Here is a 24,547-nt window from a genome sequence, read left to right as displayed (position 1 = left end):
CAATGGCACACCCAAAAGCGGACGCCACTCTATGACACGCTGTAGTGAAGGATTGTTGGAACGACGAAGACCGGGTCCTATATTCTGCCTTGAATCGCAAAGACGCTGTCCAAACTCGTTTGGTACGGCAGTAAAAACGAACCGCGAGATGTCAACTTCCAATGACCGCCAATCCGCCTTTGTTTCAGTTCGACAATACCTATGCCCGCGACCTGCCCGGCTTTTACGTCGCCTGGGAGGGTGCGAAGGTCCCCTCGCCCGAGCTGATCCTGTTCAATGCCGCGCTGGCGGAGGAACTCGGCCTTGAGGCGGCGTCTTTCGAAACGCCGGAAGGCGCAGAGATCTTCGCCGGCATTCGTCAGCCGGACGGCGCGTCTCCTCTGGCGCAGGTTTATGCGGGCCACCAGTTCGGCGGCTTCTCGCCGCAGCTCGGCGACGGCCGCGCCCTCCTGATCGGCGAGGTTCTGGACCGGACCGGCCGTCGCCGCGACATACAGCTGAAGGGCTCTGGCCCGACGCCGTTTTCGCGCGGTGGCGACGGCAAGGCCGTGGTCGGTCCTGTCCTTCGCGAATACATCCTCGGCGAAGCCATGCATGCGCTTGGCATTCCGACAACAAGGGCGCTGGCCGCGGTCGCCACCGGAGAGACGATCTACCGCGAAGGCCCGAAACCTGGCGCTGTCCTGACCCGTGTCGCCGCGAGCCATTTGCGGATCGGCACGTTCCAGTATTTCGCCGCCCGAGGCGAAACCGACAAGCTGCGCCAGCTCGCGGACTATGCCATTGCCCGCCACGATCCGGATCTCGCCGGTGCGCAGGACCGCCATCTGAAACTGTTCCGGAGCGTGATCGAGCGCCAGGCGGCGCTGGTCGCGAACTGGCTGCTGGTCGGTTTCGTGCACGGGGTGATGAACACGGACAACTCTACTATATCCGGCGAAACCATCGACTACGGCCCCTGCGCCTTCATCGACGCCTATGATCCGGCCGCCGTGTTCAGTTCGATTGATCATGGCGGGCGCTACGCCTTTGGCCGCCAGCCGGTGATCCTCCAATGGAACCTTGCCCGTCTCGCCGAAGCCCTGCTGCCCCTGATCGAGCCGGATGATCTCGACAAGGCCGTTGAACTTGCCAGCGCCGAACTCGGCCGTTTTCCGGACCTCTACCGGGCGCATTGGCTCGGCGGCATGCGCGCCAAACTCGGCCTGGAAACGGCTGAGGAAGACGATCAGGCGCTCTTCGAGGAGCTCTTGACGCTCATGCATCAGCAGGCAACAGATTACACCTTGTGTTTCCGTCGGCTCGGTGACGCTGTCACCGGTGCGACGGACCGGCTGCGGGATCTTTTTGTCGACCCGACCGCCATCGACGGTTGGCTGGTTCGCTGGAGACAAAGACTGGAGCGCGAAGGCCGAGCCAACGAAGACGTCAAGAGTGGAATGGATGCCGTCAACCCGCTCTACATCCCGCGCAATCACAAGGTGGAAGAGACTCTGCAAGCTGCCGAAACCGGCGACTACGCACCGGTGAAAGCGCTTCTGGAGGTGTTGTCGTCGCCCTTTGAGGAACAGCCCGGTCGGGAGTTATATGCAGAACCGGCCCCGGACAGTTTCGGTCCCTACCGGACGTTTTGCGGGACGTGATCTTTATCCTGGGTTGAACTTTTAGCTAAAACGCGCCTACCCTGTATCTCTTTTGCAAACAAAGTTTTTTTGGAGGTAAATTATGGGTACGCTCGGATTGATAGCCGTCCACGGCATGGGCAAAACCGAAGCAAATTTCGCAGATAAATTTTTTGAGGATGTGCGGGACCGCCTGTCCGACGCACAATCCGCGAAGCTGGAAACAGCCACTGTCTATTACCAGGATATCTTGCAACCACATGAAGAAGCTTATTTCAACAAAACAAAGCGCAAGCTCGACTGGCTGAAGCTGCGCCAATTCGTGCTCTATGGCTTTTGCGACGCTGCGAGCCTTGAGTCCCGGAAGGAGGGCGCGCAAAGCCCGTATTTCCTAGCGCAGAAAAAAATCCTCCAGACGCTCAAACGAATGCATAGTTTGAATGGCAAGACCGCGCCGATTGTCGTAGTGGCGCAAAGTTTGGGAGGGCAAGTGCTATCAAACTATCTTTGGGATGCTCTCAAAAAAGATCAGCCCGCGAATGGCATTTGGTCGTCTCCTCCCCAACTCTCGCCAGACGAGGAGTGGGTCTGTCGCGGGAGGACGATTGAACGTTTGTTCACGACCGGTTGCAACATACCTGTGTTTGTTGCCGGACATCCCGCTAACAAAATCAAAGCCATTCCCAAACCAAATGATCGATTCCGCTGGGACAACTACTACGATGAGGACGATGTTCTCGGCTGGCCATTGAAGGATCTGAGCGAAAGTTACAAGAAACTCGTAACTGACAGAAAGATTAACGCCGGATTTTTCTCCGGGATCACACCGTTCAGTCACACGCAGTACTGGAGCGACCGCGATTTTCTGATCCCTCTCGTCGGGCACCTAAAGCGCCTGATTTGAACCTCATCAGCAACTGAAAAATGAGGTTAGCCACGTCTCGGCCTCTTGCCCTGCCGGCGAGATTCTCTTCTTGCCGGCAGAGATTGGACACGGAGCTTGACTGAACGATTGAGGGAAGTCTTTAACCCGCCAGCCGTTCGACCAAATAATCCATCTCGCCCTTCAACCTGGCACCCGTCAGGCTGATAAACCTGGTTTCCAGGCTGATGGTGACGAGGCCGTGCACGGCCGAGAAACAAGTGCGTGTCCGATCCTCCAGTGCTTCGCCCGCTAACCCAGGATTGAGTGCCTTCAATGGACCGGCAATGAAAGCCAGCAAAGCGATATTCTCCTGAATATGCCACTCCGGCACCGGCTTTCCGTCTGGAAGATGGTGGCCGAAGAGCGTGGTCCAGAGGTTTTTGTTTTCCTGCGCAAATGCCAGATAAGCGTGCGCCAGCGCCCTGAGTTGCGCTAGCGGGTCCTGCGTTCCCTCGACCACCTCGCCCATGATCTCCCTGATCCTTCCAAGCGTGACCGAATTTACCGCGATCAGCAGCGCGTCCTGATCGGCGAAATGCTTGTAGACCGAGCCGACCGAATAGCCCGCTTCCTTGGCGATGTTGCGGATGTTGACCGCTTCCATTCCCCCCGCCTCGACCGCTGCGACGGCCGCTTCCAGCACCCGGCGCCGGGTTTCTTCGCTCTTTGCTTTTTGCAGTCCCGACATGTCCGTCTCATTCCTCAAAAGTGAACTTAGTTCATTTTTTTCTTGACCTAACCCGAATCCTGTGGCTTTGTCAAATGGTGAACATCGTTCACTTTTAGGGAGAAGCCATGTTTGAGCCATTCATGACCCAGTTGAAAGCGCTGCTGCAAGGCAGCCCCCTTTCAGCAGACAACCGACCGTCCCGGGCACTGCTGGCTGCCAACGCGCGCGAGGCCGCCGCCTCTGTCCGCACCGCGCAGGTGGCGCTCGCCCGCGCCAGGGCAGAACAGCAGCAGGACCGCAAGCGGCTGCAGCAGATCCGATGCGACATCGAGGATCTGGAAAACCGCGCCCGCAACGCACTGATGAAAGGGGCGGACGCGCTCGCCCGCGAAGCCGCCAAAGCCATCGCCCTGCTCGAGGACGAGAGATCCGCCCTCGAGACCGCCATCGCGGACTTCGACCTGGACCTTGCCGGACTGACGGAGACCCTGCACCGGGCGCAAGGCCGGCTGCGGGCCCTGAAACGGGGCGAGCGCAGCGTCGATGTCCGTGCCCATATTCTGAAAGCCCAGTCCTTCGGGACAGGCACCGGCCAGTCGGCCCTCTCGGCTGCGGAAGACCAGCTGGAAGACATCCGCAGCCAGCAGGAGCGCGACCGGATCGCGGACCGCGAATTTGCCGCCCTCTCGGTCGCGGACCGCCCCGCGGCCCTGATCGAGAAACTCGGGGACGCCGGTTGCGGCGCCCCGGTCAAAACCCGCGCAGACGACGTTCTGGCGCGGCTGAAATCCGACCTTCCCTGTCTGATCCAGCAAACCCGCTAAGAAAGGAAAGACCCATGCAGGACCAAACCATCAAACATTCCAACAACTGGATGATCTTCACCGCGGCCAGCTTCGCCGTCGCCGCCATCATGATGGCCCTCGGCATCTACAATCTGGAAGCCAGTTTTTCCGCCAAGGGCTTTTACACCATGTCGGCGATCATGCTCGTGCACACCGCCGTGACCCTAACCAAGACCCTTCGGGACCGCGACGAAGCGGACAAGTTCTACAACCGCCTGGAAGACGCCAAGACCGAAAAACTGCTGATGGATGTCAGCAAGTCGGACGACGCCTGATCTGCCCCCCAAGACCTGAAGGTCCCGGCCAAGTGCCGGGACCGGGAGACGAAAACACAGCGGAGCGTGCCTCGGCGCCGGCTCCGAAGGAGGATTTCATGCGCAATTCCCTGATGACTTCCAGGCGATTTGCCCCGCTTTTCTGGACCCAATTCCTGTCGGCTTTCAACGACAACTTCCTGAAGAACGCTCTGGTATTCCTGATGCTGTTTCAGGTTGCCTCCTCGGAATCGGGTGCGTTGATCGCCGTGGCCGGTGCCGTTTTCATCACCCCTTACCTGTTCCTGTCCGCGCTCGGTGGAGAACTCGCCGACCGGCACGACAAGTCCCGCATCGCGCGGATCACCAAGGGTGTGGAAGTCGGCGGCGCGTTGCTGGCCGTTGCCGGCATGATGCTGGGATCCCTGCCTGTCCTGTTCGCAGCCCTCTTTGTCTTCGGCGCCATGTCGGCACTCTTTAGCCCGGCCAAATACGGCCTGTTGCCCGATCATCTGGATCCGGCCGAGCTGCCGCGCGCCAATGCCTGGGTGGAAGCGGGCACGTTTCTCGCCATTCTGGGCGGCACGCTCTCCGCCGGCCTGCTGTTTTCGGCCAGCGCCCCTGCCCTCGTGTTCGCACCTGTCATGATCGCGCTTGCTGTTTCCTGTTATGGCGTCAGCCGGATGATCCCCTCCGCGCCGGCCGCAGCGCCTGATCTAAAGATCGACTGGAACATTGCCACCGCCACCTGGCGCGTCCTGGCCGATCTGGTCGCCGACCGCCGCCTCTTCCGGGTTGCCCTGATGAATGCCTGGTTCTGGCTGGTCGGCGCCCTGGTGCTGTCGATCCTGCCGGTTCTGGTCAAGACCCATCTGGGCGGCAGCGAGATCGCCGTGACCTATTTCCTGACCGTCTTTGCGGTGTCCATCGGTGTCGGCTCGGCGCTGGCCGCGTGGCTGTCCGCCGGCCGTGTCGTGCTGTTGCCCGCACCGGTCGCGACCGCGCTGATGGCACTGTTCTGTCTCGATGCTGCTGTGACGGTTGCCGGTCTTGGAGAGGCAGCTGCCGCCGTGACGCTGACCGATTTCCTGGTCCAAGACGGCGTGATCCGTCTCAGCGTCGACATGGCCGGCCTTGCCATCGCCGGCGGCCTGCTGGCCGTACCGACCTTCACCGCGCTGCAGACCTGGGCTGATCCGAAATCACGTGCCCGCCGCCTCGCCGCGACCAACGCGCTTGGTGCCGCCCTGATGACCGTTGGCGGCCTAACACTGGCCGGTGCGCAGAAGCTCGGCGCATCGACGCCCGCGATCCTGGCTGCCCTGGCCGCAATCAACGCCCTCGCCGCAGGTCTGATGCTGAAATTCCTGCCGACCAACCCGTTCCGCGACCTGATCTCGATCGTCTACCGGGCTTTCTTCCGCCTGGAGGTCACCGGCCTGGAAAATCTTGACAAGGCGGGCGACGCGCCGATCCTGGCCCTCAACCATGTCAGCTATCTGGACGCGGGGCTTGCCCTCACGCTGACTGACAAGGCACCCACATTCGCGATCGATTACGAGATCGCCAAACGCTGGTGGGTGAAGCCCTTCCTGCGTCTTGCCAACGCCCTGCCGATCAATCCAACCAAGCCTATGGCGACCCGTGCGCTGATCAATGTGGTCCGCTCCGGCGAACCGATGGTGATCTTTCCGGAGGGTCGTCTGACGGTGACCGGCAGCCTGATGAAGATCTATGACGGCGCTGCCATGGTCGCCGACAAGACCGGCGCGATGATCGTGCCGATCCGCATCGACGGCCTGGAACGGACCCCGTTTTCATATCTGAACCCGAGCCAGATCCGAAAAAACTTGTTTCCGAAAGTGAAGGTGACCATCATGGAACCGCAAAAACTTAGCCTGCAAAGCAATCTGAAAGGCCGGAAACGGCGGGCTGCCGCAGGCGCGGATCTTTATAGAATCATGTCGGACCTGATGTTCAAGACCAGCCTGGAGAGTGACCGGACCATCCTGGATCAGGTCATTGCCACCTCGCGGGATCGCGGCCTGTCGACCGTGGCCCTGGAAGATCCGGTCGCCGGCTCCCTGACCTATGGAAAACTTCTGACCGGCACCGCCGTTCTCGCCCGCAAGATCCGCAAGCTGACGGACGGCGAAGACACGATCGGTCTGATGCTGCCAAACGCGAACGGCTCCGCCGTCACCTTCCTGGCGGCGATGTCCGCCGGCAAGGTGCCCGCGATGCTGAATTTCACAGCCGGTCAGGAAAACATCCTGTCGGCCTGCCGGGCGGCAAGGGTGACGACGGTTTTCTCTTCGCGTGCTTTCGTCAAGCAGGCCCGGCTGGAACAGCTGGTCGACGGTCTTTCCGAGCATGTCCGCTTTGTCTGGCTGGATGAGCTGCGCACCGAAATCACGCTTCTCGACAAGCTGCGCGGACTGCTTTGGCGCAGCCGCCCGCTGGTTCGCCAACGCGCCGACGACACGGCCGTGGTCCTTTTCACCTCCGGCTCGGAAGGCAAGCCGAAGGGCGTGGTTCTGACCCACAAGAACATCCTCGCAAATGCCACCCAGGCGGCCGCACGCATCGACTTCACCCCGGCCGACAAGGTGTTCAACGTCCTGCCGATGTTCCACTCTTTCGGCCTGACGGCCGGGACCATCCTGCCGCTGATCTCAGGCGTGCCGGTCTATCTCTACCCCTCGCCGCTGCATTACCGGATCGTGCCGGAGCTGATCTATTCCTCCAACGCCACCATCCTGTTCGGCACGGACACGTTCCTGAACGGTTATGCCCGCACCGCCCATGCCTATGACTTCCGCTCCCTGCGCTACTGTTTCGCCGGCGCCGAGCCGGTCAAACCAACCACGCGTGAAACCTATATGGAAAAGTTCGGCCTGCGGGTGCTGGAAGGCTATGGCGTCACCGAAGCCGCGCCGGTGATCGCCCTGAACACACCGATGTTCAACCGTCCGGGCACGGTCGGCCAGCTGATGCCTGGCATCGACACGCGGCTGGAGCCGGTCGCCGGCGTCGATACCGGCGGGCGCCTCTTCGTCTCCGGTCCCAATGTCATGGTCGGCTACCTGAAGGAAGACAATCCGGGTGTCGTCGAACCGCTGGTCGACGGCTGGCACGACACCGGCGACATCGTCGAAATCGACGCCGACGGCTATGTCATCATCAAGGGCCGCGCAAAGCGCTTCGCCAAGATCGGCGGCGAGATGGTCTCGCTGGCCGCCGTCGAGGCCCTGGCCGGACAGATCTGGCCGGAACACCTGTCCGCGGTCGCCGCGGTCAAGGACGAGCGCAAGGGCGAAAAACTTGTTCTGGTCACGGAAAACCCGGACGCCGACCGCGCCGCCTTTATCAAGGCCGCCAAGGAAAACGGCGCCCAGGACCTGATGATCCCGGCCGAGATCCGGGTCGTCGACAAGGTCCCGGTTCTGGGAACCGGCAAGCTCGACTTTGCCGGGGTCATCCGTCTGGTCGAAAACGGCCCGGATATGCAGACGGCCGCCTGATCGATTTACACTGTCCCGGACACCTGTCCGGGGCAGTGCCGCACCGGCATCAGGCCGGAACGAGAATTTCGGCCTTTGCCTTTGCGATCGCCGCAATCAGCCGATCGACCTCCTGTTCGCCAGTCGACCAGTTCGACACGCTGATGCGAAATCCCTTTTTGCCCTGCCAAGCCGCCTGCCCGAACCAGGCCTCTCCGGAGCGCTGCACATGGTCGGCGATCCGGGCTGAGGCCTCCTCGTCTTCCGGGAGTGTCGCAAACACCTGATTGAAATGGACCTCATGCGGCACCAGGAACCCAAGGTCGGTCAACTCGCCTTTGATCCGGACCGCGTGCCCGTGAAACCGCTCCACCATGTCCGCAACGCCCTTGCGGCCAAGGGAGAGCAGCGCCGCCCAGGTTTCCGCGCCGCGGGCGGACCGGCTGAATTCCGGCGCGCGGTTGGCGGGACTTGCGACCGTATCGGGCAGATAGGCCGCGCCGATCGCCATCGACGCCTGCATTTCCTCCGGATGACGGCAAAGCGCCAGACCGGAATCGTAGGGCGTGTTCAGAGTCTTGTGGCTGTCGACCACCCAGCTGTCGGCCTTGTCCAGGCCAGCAAGCGCGCCCTTCAACGACGGCGCCGTTCGTGCCCACAACCCGAAAGCTCCGTCGACATGGAGCCAGGCGCCCGCCGCCCGGCACCTGTCGCCGAGCGCGTCAAAAGGGTCGAAAGCCCCGGTGCAGACATTGCCGGCCTGCGCCAGCACAAGCGTGCGCTCGTCCAACTCAGGCAGTCTGTCGATCCGCATCCGTCCCTGGTCGTCCGTTTCCACCCATTCGATGTCCCGCGTGGAAAGTCCCGCCATCCGCACGGACTTGAGCACAGTTGCGTGGATTTCCGCGCTGGCGACGATGCGCAGTTTAGGCGCCCCCATCAGGCCATCGCCCCTTTGATGGCCGAGACGGGCGAGCAAGGCGTCGCGGGCGGTCACCAGCAGCGTCATGTTGGCCATGGTCGCGCCTGTGGTGAAAGCGCCGTCCGTCCCCTCCGGCAAGGCCAGCAGTTCCTTGACCCAGCCGATCGCGGTTTCTTCCATGCGGATCACGGACGGCCCCGTGAGAACATCGGCCGTCTGGTCCCAGGCCGAGAGCAGTGCCCGCGCTGCCGAGGCCGCCGGCAGCGCGCCGCCGATCACATAGCCAAAATAGCGGCCGGCAGCCGAAGCGACAGTGCCCTCACCGCCCACCGTTTCCATCAGGTCCAGAATGCTTGCCACGTCCATGCCATCCTGTGGCAATCCTGACGCCAAAGCGTCGAGACCACCGGTCTCTGCATTCACCCGGCGTTCCGGCAGCCCCTTGAGATAACGTGCGCCGCGCTCGGCACCGCTTGAAAAGGCTTCCGCCTGCTGATCAAGAAGGTTAATTTGCATGTCCGTTTCACCAATCTATATCGAAGAGTCTCTATATAGATGAATATCAATATAGATATCGAGTCAAGCGCCGCCGCCATGACCGCGCTCTCCAGTCCCGTCCGGCTGCAAATCCTGTTGTGGCTGCTCGATCCCCGTCCCCACTTCCCCAAACAGCGGGACGGAGACCTTGTCGACGACGGCGTCTGCGTCGGCTTCATCACCGACAAGATCGGCCTGACCCAGCCAACCGTCAGCTCGCATATGAAGAAATTGTCGGAAGCCGGGCTGGTGACCGGCAAACGGATCGGCAACTGGATGTTCTACAAGCCCGACCGGGAGAAGCTGTCCGAACTGGGCCTCACCCTCACCTCCGTTTCCAGCACGGTGCCAGAATAGTCCGGTACCACTCCGACCGAGAGACCTTGCTTTCCTCTCTCGCAACGGATGACTTGCCGTGGTCCGGCGTCGCGGATTAGTCTCGCGCCAACAGCCCGTGCGGCACCCGTTTTCATCTCACAGGAAGTCCAGATCATGTCCACGCCCGCCTATGACGACCAGAACGTTTTCGCCAAGATCCTTCGCAGCGAGTTGCCGAGCCACAAGATCTATGAGGACGAGAAGACGTTGGCGATCATGGACATCATGCCACGCGGCGACGGCCATATCCTGGTGATCCCCAAAGCCCCGTCCCGCAACATCCTCGACATTGCGACCGACGATCTCAACGCTGTCATGGCAACCGTGCAGAAGATGGCCCACGCGGTGGTCAAGGCGTTTGACGCGGACGGCACCACGATCCAGCAGTTTTCCGAACCGGCCGGCGGTCAGGTGGTGTTTCACACCCATGTCCATGTCATTCCGCGCTTCGAGGGCGTGTCGCTGAAGCCGCATACCGGCGCGATGGCCGACAACGATTTGCTGGCCTCACAGGCGGATAAAATCCGCGCCGTCCTGGCCTGAGTGGAGACGTCCACCCCCAAAAAACAAAATGCCAAAAGAAAACCGCGCCCGCAGACAGGCAGGCGCGGTTTTTGTTTGAGCAATCAACCTTCGAACCACCAGCGGCTGCAGGCGCGGGCGCCGTCCAGTTCCCAGCTCGCCGCCAGTTGCTCGCCATGCTGCACGTTGCTGCGGCGGGCATAGACGAAGTTGCGGAAGAACGGGATGATCGTACCGCCGTCGTCATGGGCCAGCAGCGCCATCTCGCGGTACATTTCCGCCCGCTTGGCATCATCCAGTTCCGCCTTGGCCATCAGCAACAGCTCGTTGAAGCGCGGATTTTTCCAGCGGCTCTCGTTCCAGGCGGCATCGTCCTTGTAGGCGAGCGAATACATCACGTCCGGCGTCGGACGCGCGCCCCAGGCAACCACGCAGAACGGCTTTTTCAGCCACACATCCGAGTAGTAGCCGTCATTGGGCTCGCGCACGACGTTGATATTGATGCCCGCCGCCTTGGCGTGTTCGGCATAGAGCACGCACAGGTCGACCGCGCCGGAATAGATCGACTCCGCCGAAGACAGGTTGATCGACAGGCCTTCAGCCCCCGCCTTCTTCAGCAGCGACTTGGCCTGGTCCGGATCGTAATCATGCTGTGGAATGTCGTCGGGCCAATAGGGCATTGCCGGCGAGTGGTGGAAGTCGTTGGCCTTGGTCGCCGCACCGAACGCGATCTTCTCGATGATCTCGTCCCGGTTCATGGCCAGCTTGAGCGCGTTGCGCACATCCTTGTTGTCGAAAGGCGCGGTGTCGCAGAACATCGGCATGGTGATCGTCGAGGCGGACGGCACGTTGTCTATGACGAGGTTCGGGTTGCGCTGCAGGAGCCCCATGGTCTTCAGGTCGATCAGGGAGACCGCATCGACATCGCCGGTCACGAGCGCCGTCTGGCGCGCATTCGGGTCGGCCAGCACGATCAGCTCGACGCCGTCGAAATGGCCGCCATCGAGGTGCCAGCCGTCATGGCGGCTCAAAGCGAAGCGGACACCGAATTCCCCCGTATCGATCTTGTAGGGACCGGTGCCGTCGCCGGAGGCCCAGTCGATCGTGCCGTCGTCATTGGCCGGGCAGATCGCCAGGTGATAGTCGGTCATCAGCCAGGGCAGATCGGCGTTGCCGGACGACAGCTTGAAGACGACGGTGTAATCGCCGTCCTTGACGATGTCGGAGACATCGGTCAGCAGCGCCTTGGCGGCCGAGGTCGTCGTTTCGCCGCGGTGATGGTTCATCGAGGCGATGACGTCATCCGCTGTCATTTTCTTGCCGGAGTGGAAGCTGACATTCTCGTTGAGCTTGAACGTCCATTCCGTGGCATCGGCATTTGCCGACCATTCTGTGGCGACATCGGGCCCGAGGGATCCGTCGGGCTCGATCAGCGTGAGGTAGCTCCGGTGCGTGTGCGCCAGAACGATCATGGCAATGGTGAGATAGGTGCCGGGGTCGTGGGTGTCGGACGTATTGCCGTCATGGATCCCCACCTTGAAGGTGCCGCCCTGTTTCGGCTGCGCCTTTGCGCTGCTGGTCCAAAGGCCCGTCGCGGCCGACGCGGTAACACCCGCGGCCATGGAATAGTTCAGGAAATCCCGTCGTGAAATACCGCCTGTCTGTGCCGCCCGTGCCAGGCGGTCCAGCATTCCCTGGTTCTTGCTCTTTCCGGTCATGATCAAATTACCTCCTGCTACGTCTGGTTACCCTCATGTCTTCATACTGTCGTTCCTCGTGAGTTTGACCGATTGTCCGATTTACCAAGCATGCCCCGATCGAAGTTTGGTGCCACAAAAACGACCTTTTGGGTCTTTGCGCCGGGATCGGCTTGACAATCCGCGGATCAGGCAACGCCCGCGTGAATGGCGGCGTCCTCCTGTTCCTTGGCCATGTTCTGGTCTTCCTGCAGCACCTTCACCACGGCCGGCCGATCCATGAAGCGCGCCGTATAGGCCTTGAACTCGTCCAGCTCCGGCACGATGCCGAAGGCCATGCCCCAGCGGAGCCCCATGCCCCAAAGGACATCCACCGCGGTCATGTCTTCACCGAGCACGTATGGCCCTTTGGCCAGTTGCGCGCGCATGTTCTCCATGACGGTGTCGAAGCTGCCATAGGGTGACATGGACTGCGGCGGTTCCTCGCGCTTCAGCGCCCGGTCGACCAGTGCCGGTTCAAAGCAGGAGGCCATATGCACGAACCAGCGCAGATAGGGACCCCGGCGCGGATCCTCCAGCGACGGCGTCAGGCCCTTTTCCGGAAAGAGATCGGCGAGATAGAGATAGATCGCCACCTGCTCGGTGATGACGGCATCGCCGTGGCGCAGCGCAGGCACCTTGCCCGCCGGATTGACAGCCAGGTAATCGGCGCGGCGGTTTTCCCCCAACTTGAAATTCAGCACGTTCAGTTTGTAGGGAGCGCCGAGTTCTTCCAGAAGAACCCTGACGCCGGTGGCGCGGGTTTGAGGGGCATAAAACAGTTCCACCTGATCGGCCATGATCCTCTCCTCGGACAGTTGTGGTTCCCATCCCTCTCAATTTATCGCATCGAAGGTCGAGCAGCCACAGGCGGAGTTGGCCCAAGCGGGATCATCTTTGCTGAAGAAACCGAACTCGGCACAGGTCAGCTTCGTATCGGCGCGCGATGCCGCAGGTCAGAGACCACCTTGTAAGGCAGTCAAGCCCAGCCAACCGGCCAGCAGAAAGGCTTCCGCCGCCAGAACGCCGACAATCACGCGCTGCTTGAAGAGCAAAAAGGCGGAAAATCCGACCCCCGCTGCCGCCAGTCTCAAGGCGAGCGGCGTTTCGGCAAGGATGCCTTGCGGAAACAGGATCAGCTTGGAGATCACGCCGGCGACAAGGGCGGTGGCGACGCAGCGCACCCAGATCAGCAGTTCACCGTCCTCGCGCAGCCGGCCACCGGCGAAGACGCCCAGCCAGCGCCAGACATCCGTCGCCAGCCAACCGGCGACCAGGATCATCACGAACGGCCACCACCAGGTGTCGCCAAGGCCGGCATCCGTCATCAGCCCGTCCATCAGAACAGCCCCCGCCGCAAGATGCGCGTACCGAGATAGGCAAGCGTGCCGCCGACAAGACCGGTCCAGAGCAGATCCAGGCCCGGCAGATAGACAAAAAACACCGGCCCCAGAGCCAGACCCGCCGCCATGGCAACCTTGTCCGCATTGACCCGCGCCGCGCCCCACAGCGAGCACAGGAAATAGACCGGCGTCAGCAGCACAAGGGCGCCCGCGACCATGTCCGGCAGCCGCTCGACCAGCAGATAGGCGAGCCCGGTCATGCAGAAGACGAACGCGGTCACCGCGCCGCCAAAACCGATGAAAAACGGCAGGCGCCCTTCCCGCGTCATGTCCGGCAGGTTCTTCATGGCAAAAACCCAGGCGGTCACGGCCACAAAATGGGACGCGATCAACAGCTGCCAGGTCCTGGTTTTGCCCGGCACCTTCACGATCGGCATCAGCGCCATGGTCATCGGCATCAGACGCACCGAGGCAAGCGCCACGGCTATCCCTGCCGGGATCAGGCCCATGCCGGAGGACAACGCTCCGGTCAGAACCACAATCGACGGCAAGGCCCAGATGAGCCCGGTCATCGCAAGGGTCTCGGCCAGCGTCAACCCGGTCTCGCGCGCGAGCCCCGCATAACCGACAAAGGCAGCGGTCAGGATGAAAGCGGGGATAGACACCGCCGCCCGCGCTCCGCGCGCCATCCAGACCCTCGCCGGTTCTGGCGGGTTTTCAGGCGCTGATGGGGGCGCGGACAGGGATGAAGCCGTCATGGCGCAGACACTCTGAGATTGGGAATTAGTAAGGTAGCCTTACCTTTTCGGATGGAAGCTGTCTAGGGCGTGGGTGAGCAGATTGGTTTGCAACTGCGCTGACGTTGCTCCCGGACCTTTTCGATTCATGCAACAGAACGCGTTTCCGCCGCAATTGCGCGCTTTAATAAGCCTCTGTTTTAGTGTTTGAAAATGAGTTGCATATGCGCCTTCACCAAGGTCTTTGGACGTTGTTCTTTGTGTGTTTCCAAACAGCTGCCTTCGCCCAATCGACCGAAGAAGAACGTCTCCTTCCGAGGTGTGACGGAGCCTTCGACCTTTGCGGATATGTAAAACACGCTTCCAAGGAGCTTGTCATTCCGCATCGCTTTGAACGCGCATTTCTCTTCAGCGAAGGATTTGCTGCTGTTCGTATTGACGGACGATATGGCTACATCGACAGGACGGGTGCAATTGTGATCGCGCCTCAATTCGATCTCGCGGGCCCCTTCAACCAAGGACACGCGGAAGTTCTTGTGGGCGACCAAACGGGCATCATCGACGATAGAGGGAACATCGTCGTGGAACCTGCGTTCGCGCGTATCGTACCTCTTACCCGTGATGTCATGCTCGTTATCGAAGGGAAGTGGCAAAGCGCGCACTTCCAGGGCCATGAAAAACTTCAAGAATTTGGACTGTCGTTTTATCAAGGAAACAAACTTGCGAAGCTTTACAATATTCGAACCGGTTGGATCTCGGACATTGGCTACACATTCGCCTATTTCGACAAACCGGAACGGGGCCTGTTCTGGGCCACCAAATCCAATCGAGGGCCTGAGATATATGGCTTGTTGAAGTCTGACGGGACATGGCAGGTTTCGCCAAGATACTCGCATGTTCAAGGACTTTCCCACAATCGCGCCGTCGTGCGGGGCAAGCCGGAGGGCAATCAGGCCAACCTCAAAGGCGCCCCCTGGGGAGCGGTCGACGAAAATGGCAACCTTGTTGTGCCTTTGAAATATCCATATCTCGGCTTTTGGCGCGCCGGATATGGAACGACGCAAAGTTCTGACAAACACGGCCTCGTCAAGAAAGACGGAACGCTCCTTGCCGGACGCCTGTTCGATGGTGTCGATTTACGCGAAGACGGCTTGTTGCCCCGGGTTCTGGATGGAGAAACCTGGCACAGCGTTCGACCTGACGGAACCTTGGTTGCAGATCAGCTTGAAGACCGTGTGCGTCTGGACTGTGCCGATGGCCTGAAGGTGGTTGAACAAAGCGGGAGCTATGTTGTTTCTCATCCTGCGCTCAGTGCACCGATAAAAACGCTCCTGATATCAAGCTCCAACACCACCGGCATTTGTGACCGTCCCTATCTTCTTTACCTCTCAAACAAAAAATTCCGGTTTTTGACTCCGGACGGGCGTCTGATACCTGAGCAAGCACTCGAGAACACCCATTCCTTTTACGGCGCATTCGCTGCCGTAGCGATCCATGACAAATGGGGATTGATAAACGAGGCTGGAGACTTTGTGCTCGAACCGGAATTCGACAAACTCAAACAAAGCCGAAACGGCATCTTTCACGCGCAAAAAAACGGCCGTGAGTTTTGGATTGATCATACCGGCACTGAGGTTGCCGAGCCGCCTCGGCACTCCAAGCAGGATCGTGCGCGCATCCTGACCTGCAAGGGCGGGAATACGCTGTTTTTCGAAGATGGTCTTTGGGGCATGAAACGCCCGGACGGCAGTATTCTTATCGAGGCAAAATACAGAGCACTGAACTGCTTCTCGCAAGGAATTGCCTGGGCGGCAGCGAAAGACAGTAGAGCGTGGTGCCCAATAGGGCCTGACGCCGAAGAGCGCTCAAAACCTGATTGTCTCACGACATACAATCCGATGATTGTCACCCACCATTTTCCCGAGCGGTTTGCGGATGACCCGCACGAAAGCAGTGTCCTTTGGCTGCGTGCTTTGCTGGACTTTGCCCAAGGAAAGCGTGCAGAAAAGCCAGGCTTCGTACGCAGCGGCGGTACGCGCTTCTAGTATCACACCGACCGTGTCAGCCCACCATCGATCCGGATGTTCTGCCCCGTGACATAGGCCGCCGCGTCGCTGGCAAGATAGGAGATCAGGCTGGAGACTTCGTCGGAGCGGCCGTAGCGACCCATCGGGATGCGGGATCTGCGGTCTTCCTTTTCCGGCAGGCTGTCGATGAAGCCGGGCAGCACATTGTTCATGCGCACGTTCTCGGCCGCGAACTTGTCGGAAAAGAGCTTTGTGAAGCTGGCAAGACCGGCACGGAAGACGCCGGAGGTCGGGAACATCGGGTCCGGCTCGAAGACGGCAAAGGTGGAGATGTTGATCACCGTGCCGCTGCCCTGGGCCGCCATCACCGGCGCGACCAACCGGCTCGGACGTATGACGTTCATCAGGTAATAATCCATTCCGAGATGCCAGTCCTCGTCGGAGATTTCCAGAATATCACCCTTCGGACCGTGACCGGACGAATTCACCAGAACGTCAATCTGCCCAAAGGCATCCAGAGCCTTTTGAACAAAGGACTTCAGGTCGTCATTGGAGAGGTTCGAGCCGGTGAAGCCGACACCGCCGAGTTCTTCCGCCAGGGCTTCGCCCTTGCCCGAGGACGACAGAATCGCGACCTTGAAACCGTCGGCTGCCAGCCGCCGTGCCGCATCCGCGCCCATGCCGGATCCGCCGGCGGTGATCAGGGCTACCTTGCTATCGCTCATTGTCTGTCTCCTTTGATCTCGTCGCAATTAGCTAGGCAGTCGGTTCGAGCACGGCAAATGATTTTGCTGAATGGATCGGATCAAGGGGTTGAATGAATGAAAGCCGCATTCGACTTTTCTGCAGGGCACAGCTGGAGATTTTCGGGCGCGAAAACCGTGTTATTCTAAACCCCAGATTGTTTTAGCCGGATTTTCAAGATGCCTATTGGACTGGTTCTGGGCGGCGGCGCGCCGCATCTTCCCCTGATGAGCGGCGCCTTGCTGGCGCTCGAAGAAGCCGGCCTCGATTTCGAGGTCATGTCGACGACGGGGGCCGGCATGCTGGCCGGACTGCTCTACGTGTCGCCGAAACGCCTCGGGCCCGGCGAAAGCCTCAGCGAGGCGCGCCGGCGTGCCTTCCGGGCGACCAGCACGATGGGGATCGAGGACCTCATCTACCAGTTCATGCCGATCAATTTCAAAGTCTTCCAGAAACCAGGACCCGTTGCCGAAGCCCTCGCCCCGGCCTTCAACCTGTTTTTCCAGGCGCCTAGGGACACGCGCGAACAGCGCCTTGTCAGCGACTGGATGGCGCTGATGTCGGCGACCATGATCCCCTCCAGCCTCACACCCTGGAGCAAGGGCCTGTGCCAGCCGCCGTCCTGGATCGAGGGACTGGTCGATTTCGATGCCTTTCTCGACAATCTCGGCGAGGCAAAGTTCCGGCTCGGCAGCTATTGCATCGAGGACCGGGCGGATGTCTCCTTCGACCGCGAAGCCCTCAGCCTGGATCATTGCAAGGCAGCGCTTGCGATGCCGTTCATTTACGAACCCTACAAGCTGCCTGACGGTCAGGGCGGCGAAAAAACCTATCTGGAAGGCTCGGCCTTTGATCCGCTGCAGCTGAATCCGGAAAATGTCATGGTCGACGGCAACATCGACACGATCATTTTTTTCGACATTCTGGGCCATCGCAAGCTGGTCGACGAACCGCGCGACCTGACCGATGCCTGGGTGCAGTCGATCATCGCCCCGCTGACTCGGCTGGCGGAAAACAGCCTCAGCCAGTTCAAGGCGCGGCGCGCGCAGCATGCGCAGCAACGCTTCCTCACCGCGCTGGAGGAAGCGGCGGAGCTCGCGGAGACGGATGCCGGTGCCTTCAAGGACAAACGCGACCTGATCCGCGCAGAGCGGGAGCTTTACGAGCTGGCCGACCTGCTCGGCAGCGCCGATGTCGATCTCGCTGTATTCAGGGACAAGATGGCGGCCTATCTGAGGGACCATGACGATCAGAAACTCAAGACCCTTACCGGCCTGGTCGACAAGGATTACGGCGCTTTCGTCCGCCAACGCGAAGCCTATTTGAAGGAGCGCGAACTTGCCGCGGGCGTGCCCTCGACTTGCGCCGCCACGCACAGCCGCCGCTCGGAATTGCTGCGCATGCCGTTCCGCCGCCACATCCCGGACAATCACTGGCCGAAGATCCTAGACTGGAGCCATTCGAACCTGTCCTTCCTGTTCGAGGTCGGCTACGAGACCGGCCTTGCCTTTCTCGACCACCACAGGGAACGGCTTGAAGGCAGCCTTGGACGGCCCCTGGCCGGAACCGCTGGACAGGCAGCCGCGGAATGACATCACGACAATAGAGGCTTCACTCTCCCGTGCGCGCGATCTGTTCTGTGCGCATCGAGCGCATCCAGGCCATGAACGCCTTGAGCGGCGGGCGCTTGAGACCGGGGCGGGTCACCAGGTGATAGCCCGTGCCCGGATAGACCCCCTCCTCGAACAGAACCGTGAGATTGCCGGCCTCGATGTCGGCTTCGATGAAGGTTTTGGCCGTCGCGGAGATCCCGTCGCCGCGACGCAGGCCTTCCAAGACCATGTAGCCCGGCAGATGGGTGATGTTCAGCTTGCCCTTCGGCACCACGCCCTGACGCTCCATCCAGATGGCAAGCTCGTTGGTGCCGTATTCCTGCAGCCAGGGAAAATCGAGCAGATCCTCGGGTTTCTCGATCTTTCGATCCCCGATCAGACAGTTGGCGCCGACAACGGCGAAGTTTGTGGCCAGAAACAATTCGGCGTCGAGCCCCGACCAGTTGCCAGCACCAAAGCGGATGGCAAGGTCGATCCCGCCCGGCCGGAATTCCACCACTTCCGCCGACGGATTGAGCATCAGCTCGATATCCGGGTGTTTTAAACGGAAGTCGTTGATCCGCGGCATCAACCAGCTGATGGCAAAAGACGGCGTCATGGTGATGTTGAGCGGCCGCGCGACGTCGTCCTGCAGAAGATCGTCCAACGTCTCAAGGATGGTCTCGAAGCCGCTGCTGACCCCTTCGAACAGGCGCTCGCCTTCCGGAGTGAGCGCCACGCCCCTGCCTTCGCGCACCACGAGCTGCAGGCCGAGAAACGCTTCCAGGGACCGGATCTGCTGACTGATGGCCGCATGGGTCACATTCAATTCGCGGCCGGCGGCAGACAGGCTCCTGGTCTCCGCGACAGCGGCAAAGGCCTTCAAGCTGTTGAGCGACGGCAAGGAACGCCAATCCATATGTAATATCACCTTACAGTTCAAAAATCTACTTAACTGGCATTAAGCGAACATATCAGCCACATTAAGCTCACATCAACCGGCAAGAGGATGTAAGCCAATGTTTGATATTTATGCCCGCAGCTTTCTCGAAGCAACCCGTTTCACGCCGAACACCCGCCCGGATCCGAAAACGCAGGAACGTCTTGAAGTGACCGACCAGAAGCGTCAGCGGCACCTGTGGCTGTGGCAGCGGCGCCCCTATTGGGCCTGAGGGCTTAGAGCATCGGGCGTTAAGTTTGCAGCATTTGAAGGGATTCCTTTGCCTGCTGACGAGGCGGGTTGCGCGCCGTGGTGCTTCCCACCACAAGCGCAAGCCAACGACGTCAGCGGGCAAAGGAATCCGGCCCTTCGGGTGATGGAAAGCAGCTCATCGGCAGCGTTGCGCCCTTTGCCCGATGCACCGCATCGCGCTGCGGGACGCGCCTCGCCGAGTGAGCTGCTTTCCATCATCAAATGCTTCAAACTTAACGCCCGATGCTCTAAGGGATTGTGACCGGAGGCTGACAGTCTTCGGGAAATGCCCTAAAACCATGACGAACATGTTTTACAAAGAGGCCCGGTTCAGAACCGGGCCTTTGTCTGAGAAAGGAGCCGTGTCATGGCAAAGGTTGCATTCATCGGTCTGGGCGTCATGGGATATCCGATGGCCGGTTACCTGAAAACCAAGGGCGGCCACGAGGTCACCGTCTATAACCGGACCACCGCCAAGGCCGAAAAATGGGCCAAGGAATATGGCGGCAGTTTCGCGACAACGCCAAAGGAAGCTGCCGAAGACTGCGATTTTGTCTTTGCCTGCGTCGGCAATGACGACGATCTACGCTCGGTAACGACCGGTCCGGATGGCGCCTTTCACGGGCTGAAATCCGGCGCAATCTTCATCGACAACACCACGGCCTCCGCCGAAGTCGCCAGAGAACTTTACGCGGCGGCGAAGGAAAAGGGCTGCGGTTTCATCGACGCGCCCGTCTCCGGCGGCCAGGCCGGCGCCGAGAACGGCTTCCTGACCGTCATGTGCGGCGGCGATCAGGACATGTTCGACAAGGCTCAGCCGGTGATCGAGTGTTTTGCCAAGTTTGTCGGCCTGATGGGCGAAAGCGGCGCCGGCCAGCTCACCAAGATGGTCAACCAGATCTGCATTGCCGGTCTGGTCCAGGGGCTGTCCGAAGCGATCCATTTTGCCAAGAAGGCCGATCTCGACGTGGAAAAGGTCATCTCCGCGATCCGCGGCGGCGCGGCCCAGTCCTGGCAGATGGAAAACCGCTGGGAGACCATGAATGCAGGCAAGTTCGACTACGGCTTCGCGGTCGACTGGATGCGCAAGGATCTCGGCATCTGCCTTAAGACCGCGAACGACACCGGCGCCCGCCTGCCGGTAACCGCCCTGGTCGATCAGTTCTATGCCGAAGTCCAGGCGATGGGTGGCAAGCGTTGGGACACGTCCAGCCTGATCGCCCGGCTTGAAAACGCCGACAAGTAAGCGGCCGGCGGTTTCCGTGGGTGTATCAGACCAGGCCTGGACGGTGGAGACCGTGCTTGAGGAGTTGCGCACCGGCGGCTCCGAGGCGAATCGTTCGGGCATGGCCCGGTTCGGCATCGAAACCTCGAAAGCCTTCGGTGTGCCGCTTTCGGTGCTCCGCCCCCTCGCCCGCCGAATCCGCCAATCCCCGGAAAGGTTGCCGGGCCTGGCGCAGGACCTGTGGGAGAGCGGCTGGCATGAAGCCCGCCTGCTGGCGATCCTGCTGACACCACACAGGTCGCTTTCCCCGGAGCTGGCGCTCTCCTGGCTGAACGATATCGAATCGTGGGACCTGTGCGATCAGCTGACCAATGTTCTGGCGCGGCGCGCCGGGTCGAACGAGCTGGTTGCTGCTCTGGTGGCGGATGAACGCGAGTTTGTCCGCCGCGCCGGTTTTGCCCTGATCGCCTGGCGCGCGGTCCATGCCAAGAGCGCCCCCAACAGCGAATTCATCGAAGATCTGGATCTGATCGAGCATTTCGCCGACGACGAGCGTAATTTCGTCTGGAAAGCGGTGCACTGGGCCCTGCGCCAGATCGGCAAACGCTCGGCTGACCTTCATCAACCCGCCCTCGCGCTTGCGGAGGCCTTGAGCGCGTCTGAGGACAAGACCGCGCGCAAGGTCGGCCGCGCGGCCGCCCGGGAGCTAACCTCGGAGAAAGTGCTGGCGCGGCTGCGCAAGCCGATTGAAGAGTGAACTTGGCCGCCGATTATTGTCCGGCGGCCTCCCTGGCCAGCTCATCCAGCAGCGCGTTGACATCGGCAATTGCCGCTTTCGATGCGTCCGAGCCCGTTTCCGCCAGATGCCGGAACCCGACCGTGATCGTGCCAAGCTGATCGGGCAGTTCGTAGACGAACACCGAATAGGGACAATAGGCGATGTTGGCCGCATCGGCTTCCATGGCCTTGCGCGACAGGTTGGCGGAGCAGAACAGCATCGCCTGCGCCTCCGCGAAGATCTGCTTCTCGCCGCCGACATCTTCCGAGGTTCGCGCCAGCATGTCGCCGATATGGGACACATAGTCGATGACGAGGCCCCGATTGACGATGGCGTTTTCCAGATCGAAGCGCACATCTTCGAAGGCGGCCTCCACCTGGTAGGCCGTCACCCCTTCCGGCACGGATTGCGCAGTTGCCAACGTGACAGTAGGCCCGAGCAGCATGGCGCCGGCAAGACAAGTGATCCAAGGAAATTTCAACATGCGATATCCTCCCAATGACGACCCAGATTAAGCCTGCTTGCCCCGGCGCGCCATTGATACATCTCAAATTTTGAATATTTCCGTATGTCCCCTCAAACCTCGACTTCAACCGTCCCGATGGGATTGGAACAGCAGGCCAGGATGTAGCCGGCTTCGACATCTTCCTCGCTGATGCCGCCCGAATGGACCATATGCACGTCGCCGGAGAGTTTCTTGACCTTGCAGGTACCGCAGACGCCGAAGGTACAGCCAGAAGGAATATTTAGACCGGCATCCTTGGCGACTGCCAGAACCGTATCGGTTTCCGAGCACCAGGCAGAGACCTGCGAATTGGCAAAGACGATCTGCGCCTGGACATCGTCCTGGGGCACCACGTCGTCGAACTCGGTCAGCTCCGCCTTGGTTTCCGCCGGCGCCTGGAAGCTTTCCTGGTAATAGCGGTCCATGTCGTAGCCGAGCGAGTTCAGGATCTCGCGCACCGATTCCATGAACCCTTCCGGTCCGCAGCAAAAGACATCCCGCTCCAGATAGTCGTTGCACATCAGACCGAGCATGAGCTGGTTGAAATGGCCGCGATAGCCGGTCCAGACCTCATAGGGGTCGCTTTTGGACACAACGAAATGCAACTGCAGGCCGGTGACCCTGCTGGCCATGTATTCCAGCTTCTGGCGGAAGATCAGTTCCACCGGCCGGTTGGCGCATTGGATGAAGCAGATGTCCGGGTCTTCGCCGCGCTCGAATAGGGTCTGGGCCATCGACATCATCGGCGTGACACCGGAACCGGCGGAGATAAACAGGTATTTTCCGTCCGGGCTCGGCGGCAGGTGGAACAGGCCGGCGGGGCCATAGGCCTTGATTTGCATGCCCGGCTTCAGGTGATCGAGCATCCAGCGGGTGCCGATGCTGTCCACATGCGCCTTGACCGTCACTGAGATATAGGCGCTGGTCACGGGCGACGACGAGATCGTGTAGGTGCGCTGTACGTTGCCGCCGGGAACCGGCAGGTCCAGGGTGATGAACTGGCCGGCCCGATAGACAAAGGTCGCGCCCGACGGCGGGCGGAAGGTAAAGGTCCTTACCTCCGGCGCCTCGGGCAGAACGGCCACACATTCCAGGACTTCACTGTCGTTCCAAACCGGCGTGTCACGCCCGGGCATCGGGATCATCAGCTTACTCCGCCGCTACGCGAAAGCGGCCGATCAGGCCGTTTTCCAGGGTGCGTGCGTACCAGTCAATGAACTGGATGACGCCGCTTTCCTGCATGGGAGAATAAGGCCCCGGCTCATAGGCCGGCGACTTGATGCCGATCTGGTTTTCCTCGACGATCTGGCGGTCCTCATCATTGGTGTGGATCCAGACCTCGGTCAGGCGGTTCAGATCGTAATCGACGCCTTCCTGGGCGTCCTTGTGCACCAGCCAGGTGGTGGTCACTTCCGTTTCCATCGGTCCGATCGGCAACACGCGGAAGGTCAGCACCGAATCCGACAGGAAGTGGTTCCAGGTGTTCGGATAATGGAAGAACAGGCAGGAGCCGGCATTGTCGAACGGCACGGTGCCGATGCGTTTGGAGACTCCGGCCTTGCCGTCCATGGTGTAGCTGACGGCATCGCCCAGGAACGGAATGCGCACGAAGCGCCACTGCTCGTTTTCGGAAATCAGGTATTTCGCCGGGAAACCTGCATTCTCGCAGCGCTCCACATGGGCCTTGCCGGCATTCGAACTTGTGGAATCGTCGCCGCCCACCAGGTTCGGATCATCCGGGAAAGTCCGGCACAGGGAGGGATGCGATCCGGAGCAGTGATAGCACTCGCGGTTGTTTTCCAGCACCAGTTTCCAGTTGCCCTGTTCCACGATCGACGACTGGTGCGCCACCTTCAGGTTGGAAAGATCGTGCGGCCCGAGATAGCGTGCGGCCTGCTTGACGAGATCCGCGGTATCCGGCGCCTGTGCGGCCAGGCAGATGAAGACCATGCCAGATACGTCCACGCAGTGCACCGTCTTCAGGCCATGGTCGCCCGGATTGAAGTCCGGCCCCATTTCGCGCGCCCACAGCAGCTTGCCGTCGAGCTCATAGGTCCACTGGTGATACGGACAGACCAGTTTTGGTGCGGAGCCCTTGGAAGCCGCACAGATCCGGCTGCCGCGGTGGCGGCAGGAATTGTGGAACGCCCGGATGACACCGTCCGACCCGCGCACGATGATGACCGAATAGTCGCCGATCTGCAGCGTGACGTAATTGCCCGATTTCGGCACTTCCGCCGAGGGAATGGCAAAGATCCATTCCTTCTGCCAGATGTTCCTCAGGTCCGCCTGATAGACATCCGCGTCGGTGTAAAAGGCCTGCGGCAGCGAATATCCTTCGCGGCGGCCCATCAAGAGTGAGAGAATATCTGCATCGCTGAGCATGATGACACGTCCTTTCCGGCCGAGTCTGGCGGCCGATCCCTGCGACGGAAAGTAGGCTCACCCGAACACGGTATCATAGCGCAAAAACGGCATGCGGTTATCCAT

The 24,547-nt window shown here is 60.7% G+C and carries 23 protein-coding genes; 12 read left to right on the top strand and 11 right to left on the bottom strand.

Features of this window, described 5'->3' with window-relative positions; translation table 11 throughout:
* The first annotated feature begins 161 nt into the window (after positions 1-161).
* On the top strand, positions 162-1,643 hold the full coding sequence (locus tag M0H32_RS03250; protein ID WP_248150646.1) for a protein adenylyltransferase SelO: 1,482 nt from the start codon (positions 162-164) through the stop codon (positions 1,641-1,643).
* A gap of 82 nt (positions 1,644-1,725) precedes the next feature.
* The gene (locus tag M0H32_RS03245; RefSeq protein WP_248150643.1) at positions 1,726-2,526 is read left to right on the top strand and encodes a hypothetical protein; all 801 of its coding nucleotides are present in this window, start codon (positions 1,726-1,728) and stop codon (positions 2,524-2,526) included.
* A gap of 121 nt (positions 2,527-2,647) precedes the next feature.
* On the opposite strand, the gene M0H32_RS03240 is transcribed toward M0H32_RS03245, so the two are convergent.
* Positions 2,648-3,235 (bottom strand): TetR/AcrR family transcriptional regulator, encoded by a 588-nt coding sequence (locus M0H32_RS03240; protein WP_248150640.1) that lies wholly within the window; start codon positions 3,233-3,235, stop codon positions 2,648-2,650.
* 107 nt (positions 3,236-3,342) lie between these two features.
* Here M0H32_RS03240 and M0H32_RS03235 point away from each other — a divergent pair, with 107 nt between their 5' ends.
* The 3 genes from M0H32_RS03235 (at position 3,343) to M0H32_RS03225 (ending at position 7,840) form a co-directional block, all read left to right on the top strand.
* Positions 3,343-4,041 (top strand): PspA/IM30 family protein, encoded by a 699-nt coding sequence (locus M0H32_RS03235; protein ID WP_248150636.1) that lies wholly within the window; start codon positions 3,343-3,345, stop codon positions 4,039-4,041.
* 14 nt (positions 4,042-4,055) lie between these two features.
* The gene (locus tag M0H32_RS03230; RefSeq protein ID WP_248150634.1) at positions 4,056-4,337 is read left to right on the top strand and encodes a YiaA/YiaB family inner membrane protein; all 282 of its coding nucleotides are present in this window, start codon (positions 4,056-4,058) and stop codon (positions 4,335-4,337) included.
* Positions 4,338-4,435: 98 nt separating this feature from the next.
* On the top strand, positions 4,436-7,840 hold the full coding sequence (locus M0H32_RS03225) for an acyl-[ACP]--phospholipid O-acyltransferase (RefSeq protein ID WP_248150632.1): 3,405 nt from the start codon (positions 4,436-4,438) through the stop codon (positions 7,838-7,840).
* 49 nt (positions 7,841-7,889) lie between these two features.
* On the opposite strand, the gene M0H32_RS03220 is transcribed toward M0H32_RS03225, so the two are convergent.
* Positions 7,890-9,257, bottom strand: a complete 1,368-nt coding sequence (locus tag M0H32_RS03220) for a pyridoxal phosphate-dependent decarboxylase family protein (protein ID WP_248150630.1) — start codon at positions 9,255-9,257, stop codon at positions 7,890-7,892.
* A gap of 39 nt (positions 9,258-9,296) precedes the next feature.
* Between M0H32_RS03220 and M0H32_RS03215 the strand changes: the two genes are divergently transcribed.
* A complete protein-coding gene (locus M0H32_RS03215) occupies positions 9,297-9,635 on the top strand; it encodes an ArsR/SmtB family transcription factor (protein WP_248150628.1) in 339 nt (112 codons plus the stop codon).
* Positions 9,636-9,770: 135 nt separating this feature from the next.
* A complete protein-coding gene (locus M0H32_RS03210; RefSeq protein ID WP_248150625.1) occupies positions 9,771-10,199 on the top strand; it encodes an HIT family protein in 429 nt (142 codons plus the stop codon).
* An 83-nt stretch (positions 10,200-10,282) separates the two neighbouring features.
* Here M0H32_RS03210 and M0H32_RS03205 read toward each other — a convergent pair whose 3' ends face one another.
* From M0H32_RS03205 to M0H32_RS03190, 4 genes are all read right to left on the bottom strand, one after another.
* On the bottom strand, positions 10,283-11,896 hold the full coding sequence (locus tag M0H32_RS03205) for an ABC transporter substrate-binding protein (RefSeq protein WP_248150622.1): 1,614 nt from the start codon (positions 11,894-11,896) through the stop codon (positions 10,283-10,285).
* A 167-nt stretch (positions 11,897-12,063) separates the two neighbouring features.
* A complete protein-coding gene (locus M0H32_RS03200) occupies positions 12,064-12,714 on the bottom strand; it encodes a glutathione S-transferase family protein (RefSeq protein WP_248150620.1) in 651 nt (216 codons plus the stop codon).
* Positions 12,715-12,870: 156 nt separating this feature from the next.
* Entirely contained in the window at positions 12,871-13,254 is a 384-nt protein-coding gene (locus M0H32_RS03195; protein WP_248150618.1) for an AzlD domain-containing protein, read from the bottom strand.
* Positions 13,254-14,015, bottom strand: coding sequence for an AzlC family ABC transporter permease (locus M0H32_RS03190; protein WP_248150615.1), 762 nt, complete (start codon positions 14,013-14,015; stop codon positions 13,254-13,256). Before M0H32_RS03190 ends, M0H32_RS03195 begins: the two co-directional genes overlap by 1 nt.
* Before the next feature lie 203 nt (positions 14,016-14,218).
* On the opposite strand from M0H32_RS03190, the gene M0H32_RS03185 reads away from it, so the two are divergent.
* The gene (locus M0H32_RS03185; protein ID WP_248150612.1) at positions 14,219-16,039 is read left to right on the top strand and encodes a WG repeat-containing protein; all 1,821 of its coding nucleotides are present in this window, start codon (positions 14,219-14,221) and stop codon (positions 16,037-16,039) included.
* Between the two features lie 2 nt (positions 16,040-16,041).
* Here M0H32_RS03185 and M0H32_RS03180 read toward each other — a convergent pair whose 3' ends face one another.
* Positions 16,042-16,746, bottom strand: coding sequence for an SDR family oxidoreductase (locus M0H32_RS03180; protein WP_248150610.1), 705 nt, complete (start codon positions 16,744-16,746; stop codon positions 16,042-16,044).
* A gap of 198 nt (positions 16,747-16,944) precedes the next feature.
* Between M0H32_RS03180 and M0H32_RS03175 the strand changes: the two genes are divergently transcribed.
* Positions 16,945-18,357: a patatin-like phospholipase family protein gene (locus M0H32_RS03175; RefSeq protein ID WP_248150608.1), complete on the top strand. Its 1,413-nt coding sequence runs from the start codon at positions 16,945-16,947 to the stop codon at positions 18,355-18,357.
* 19 nt (positions 18,358-18,376) lie between these two features.
* Here M0H32_RS03175 and M0H32_RS03170 read toward each other — a convergent pair whose 3' ends face one another.
* Positions 18,377-19,276 (bottom strand): LysR substrate-binding domain-containing protein, encoded by a 900-nt coding sequence (locus M0H32_RS03170; protein ID WP_248150606.1) that lies wholly within the window; start codon positions 19,274-19,276, stop codon positions 18,377-18,379.
* Between the two features lie 100 nt (positions 19,277-19,376).
* On the opposite strand from M0H32_RS03170, the gene M0H32_RS03165 reads away from it, so the two are divergent.
* The 3 genes from M0H32_RS03165 to M0H32_RS03155 all read left to right on the top strand — a co-directional run bounded on the left by M0H32_RS03165 (position 19,377) and on the right by M0H32_RS03155 (position 21,531).
* Positions 19,377-19,529, top strand: a complete 153-nt coding sequence (locus M0H32_RS03165; protein ID WP_248150604.1) for a hypothetical protein — start codon at positions 19,377-19,379, stop codon at positions 19,527-19,529.
* A gap of 387 nt (positions 19,530-19,916) precedes the next feature.
* Complete coding sequence (locus M0H32_RS03160) at positions 19,917-20,795, top strand: NAD(P)-dependent oxidoreductase (RefSeq protein ID WP_248150602.1); 879 nt, start codon at positions 19,917-19,919, stop codon at positions 20,793-20,795.
* Between the two features lie 16 nt (positions 20,796-20,811).
* The gene (locus M0H32_RS03155) at positions 20,812-21,531 is read left to right on the top strand and encodes a DNA alkylation repair protein (protein WP_248150599.1); all 720 of its coding nucleotides are present in this window, start codon (positions 20,812-20,814) and stop codon (positions 21,529-21,531) included.
* A gap of 13 nt (positions 21,532-21,544) precedes the next feature.
* Here M0H32_RS03155 and M0H32_RS03150 read toward each other — a convergent pair whose 3' ends face one another.
* The 3 genes from M0H32_RS03150 to M0H32_RS03140 all read right to left on the bottom strand — a co-directional run bounded on the left by M0H32_RS03150 (position 21,545) and on the right by M0H32_RS03140 (position 24,442).
* A complete protein-coding gene (locus M0H32_RS03150; protein ID WP_248150597.1) occupies positions 21,545-22,036 on the bottom strand; it encodes a DUF302 domain-containing protein in 492 nt (163 codons plus the stop codon).
* 92 nt (positions 22,037-22,128) lie between these two features.
* Complete coding sequence (locus M0H32_RS03145; protein WP_248150595.1) at positions 22,129-23,202, bottom strand: FAD-binding oxidoreductase; 1,074 nt, start codon at positions 23,200-23,202, stop codon at positions 22,129-22,131.
* 4 nt (positions 23,203-23,206) lie between these two features.
* The gene (locus M0H32_RS03140; RefSeq protein ID WP_248150593.1) at positions 23,207-24,442 is read right to left on the bottom strand and encodes an aromatic ring-hydroxylating oxygenase subunit alpha; all 1,236 of its coding nucleotides are present in this window, start codon (positions 24,440-24,442) and stop codon (positions 23,207-23,209) included.
* Positions 24,443-24,547: the final 105 nt, after the last annotated feature.

This window comes from Roseibium sediminicola, from assembly GCF_023156505.1.
GTDB lineage: Bacteria > Pseudomonadota > Alphaproteobacteria > Rhizobiales > Stappiaceae > Roseibium > Roseibium sediminicola.
This window is presented reverse-complemented; position numbering and strand designations above follow the sequence as displayed.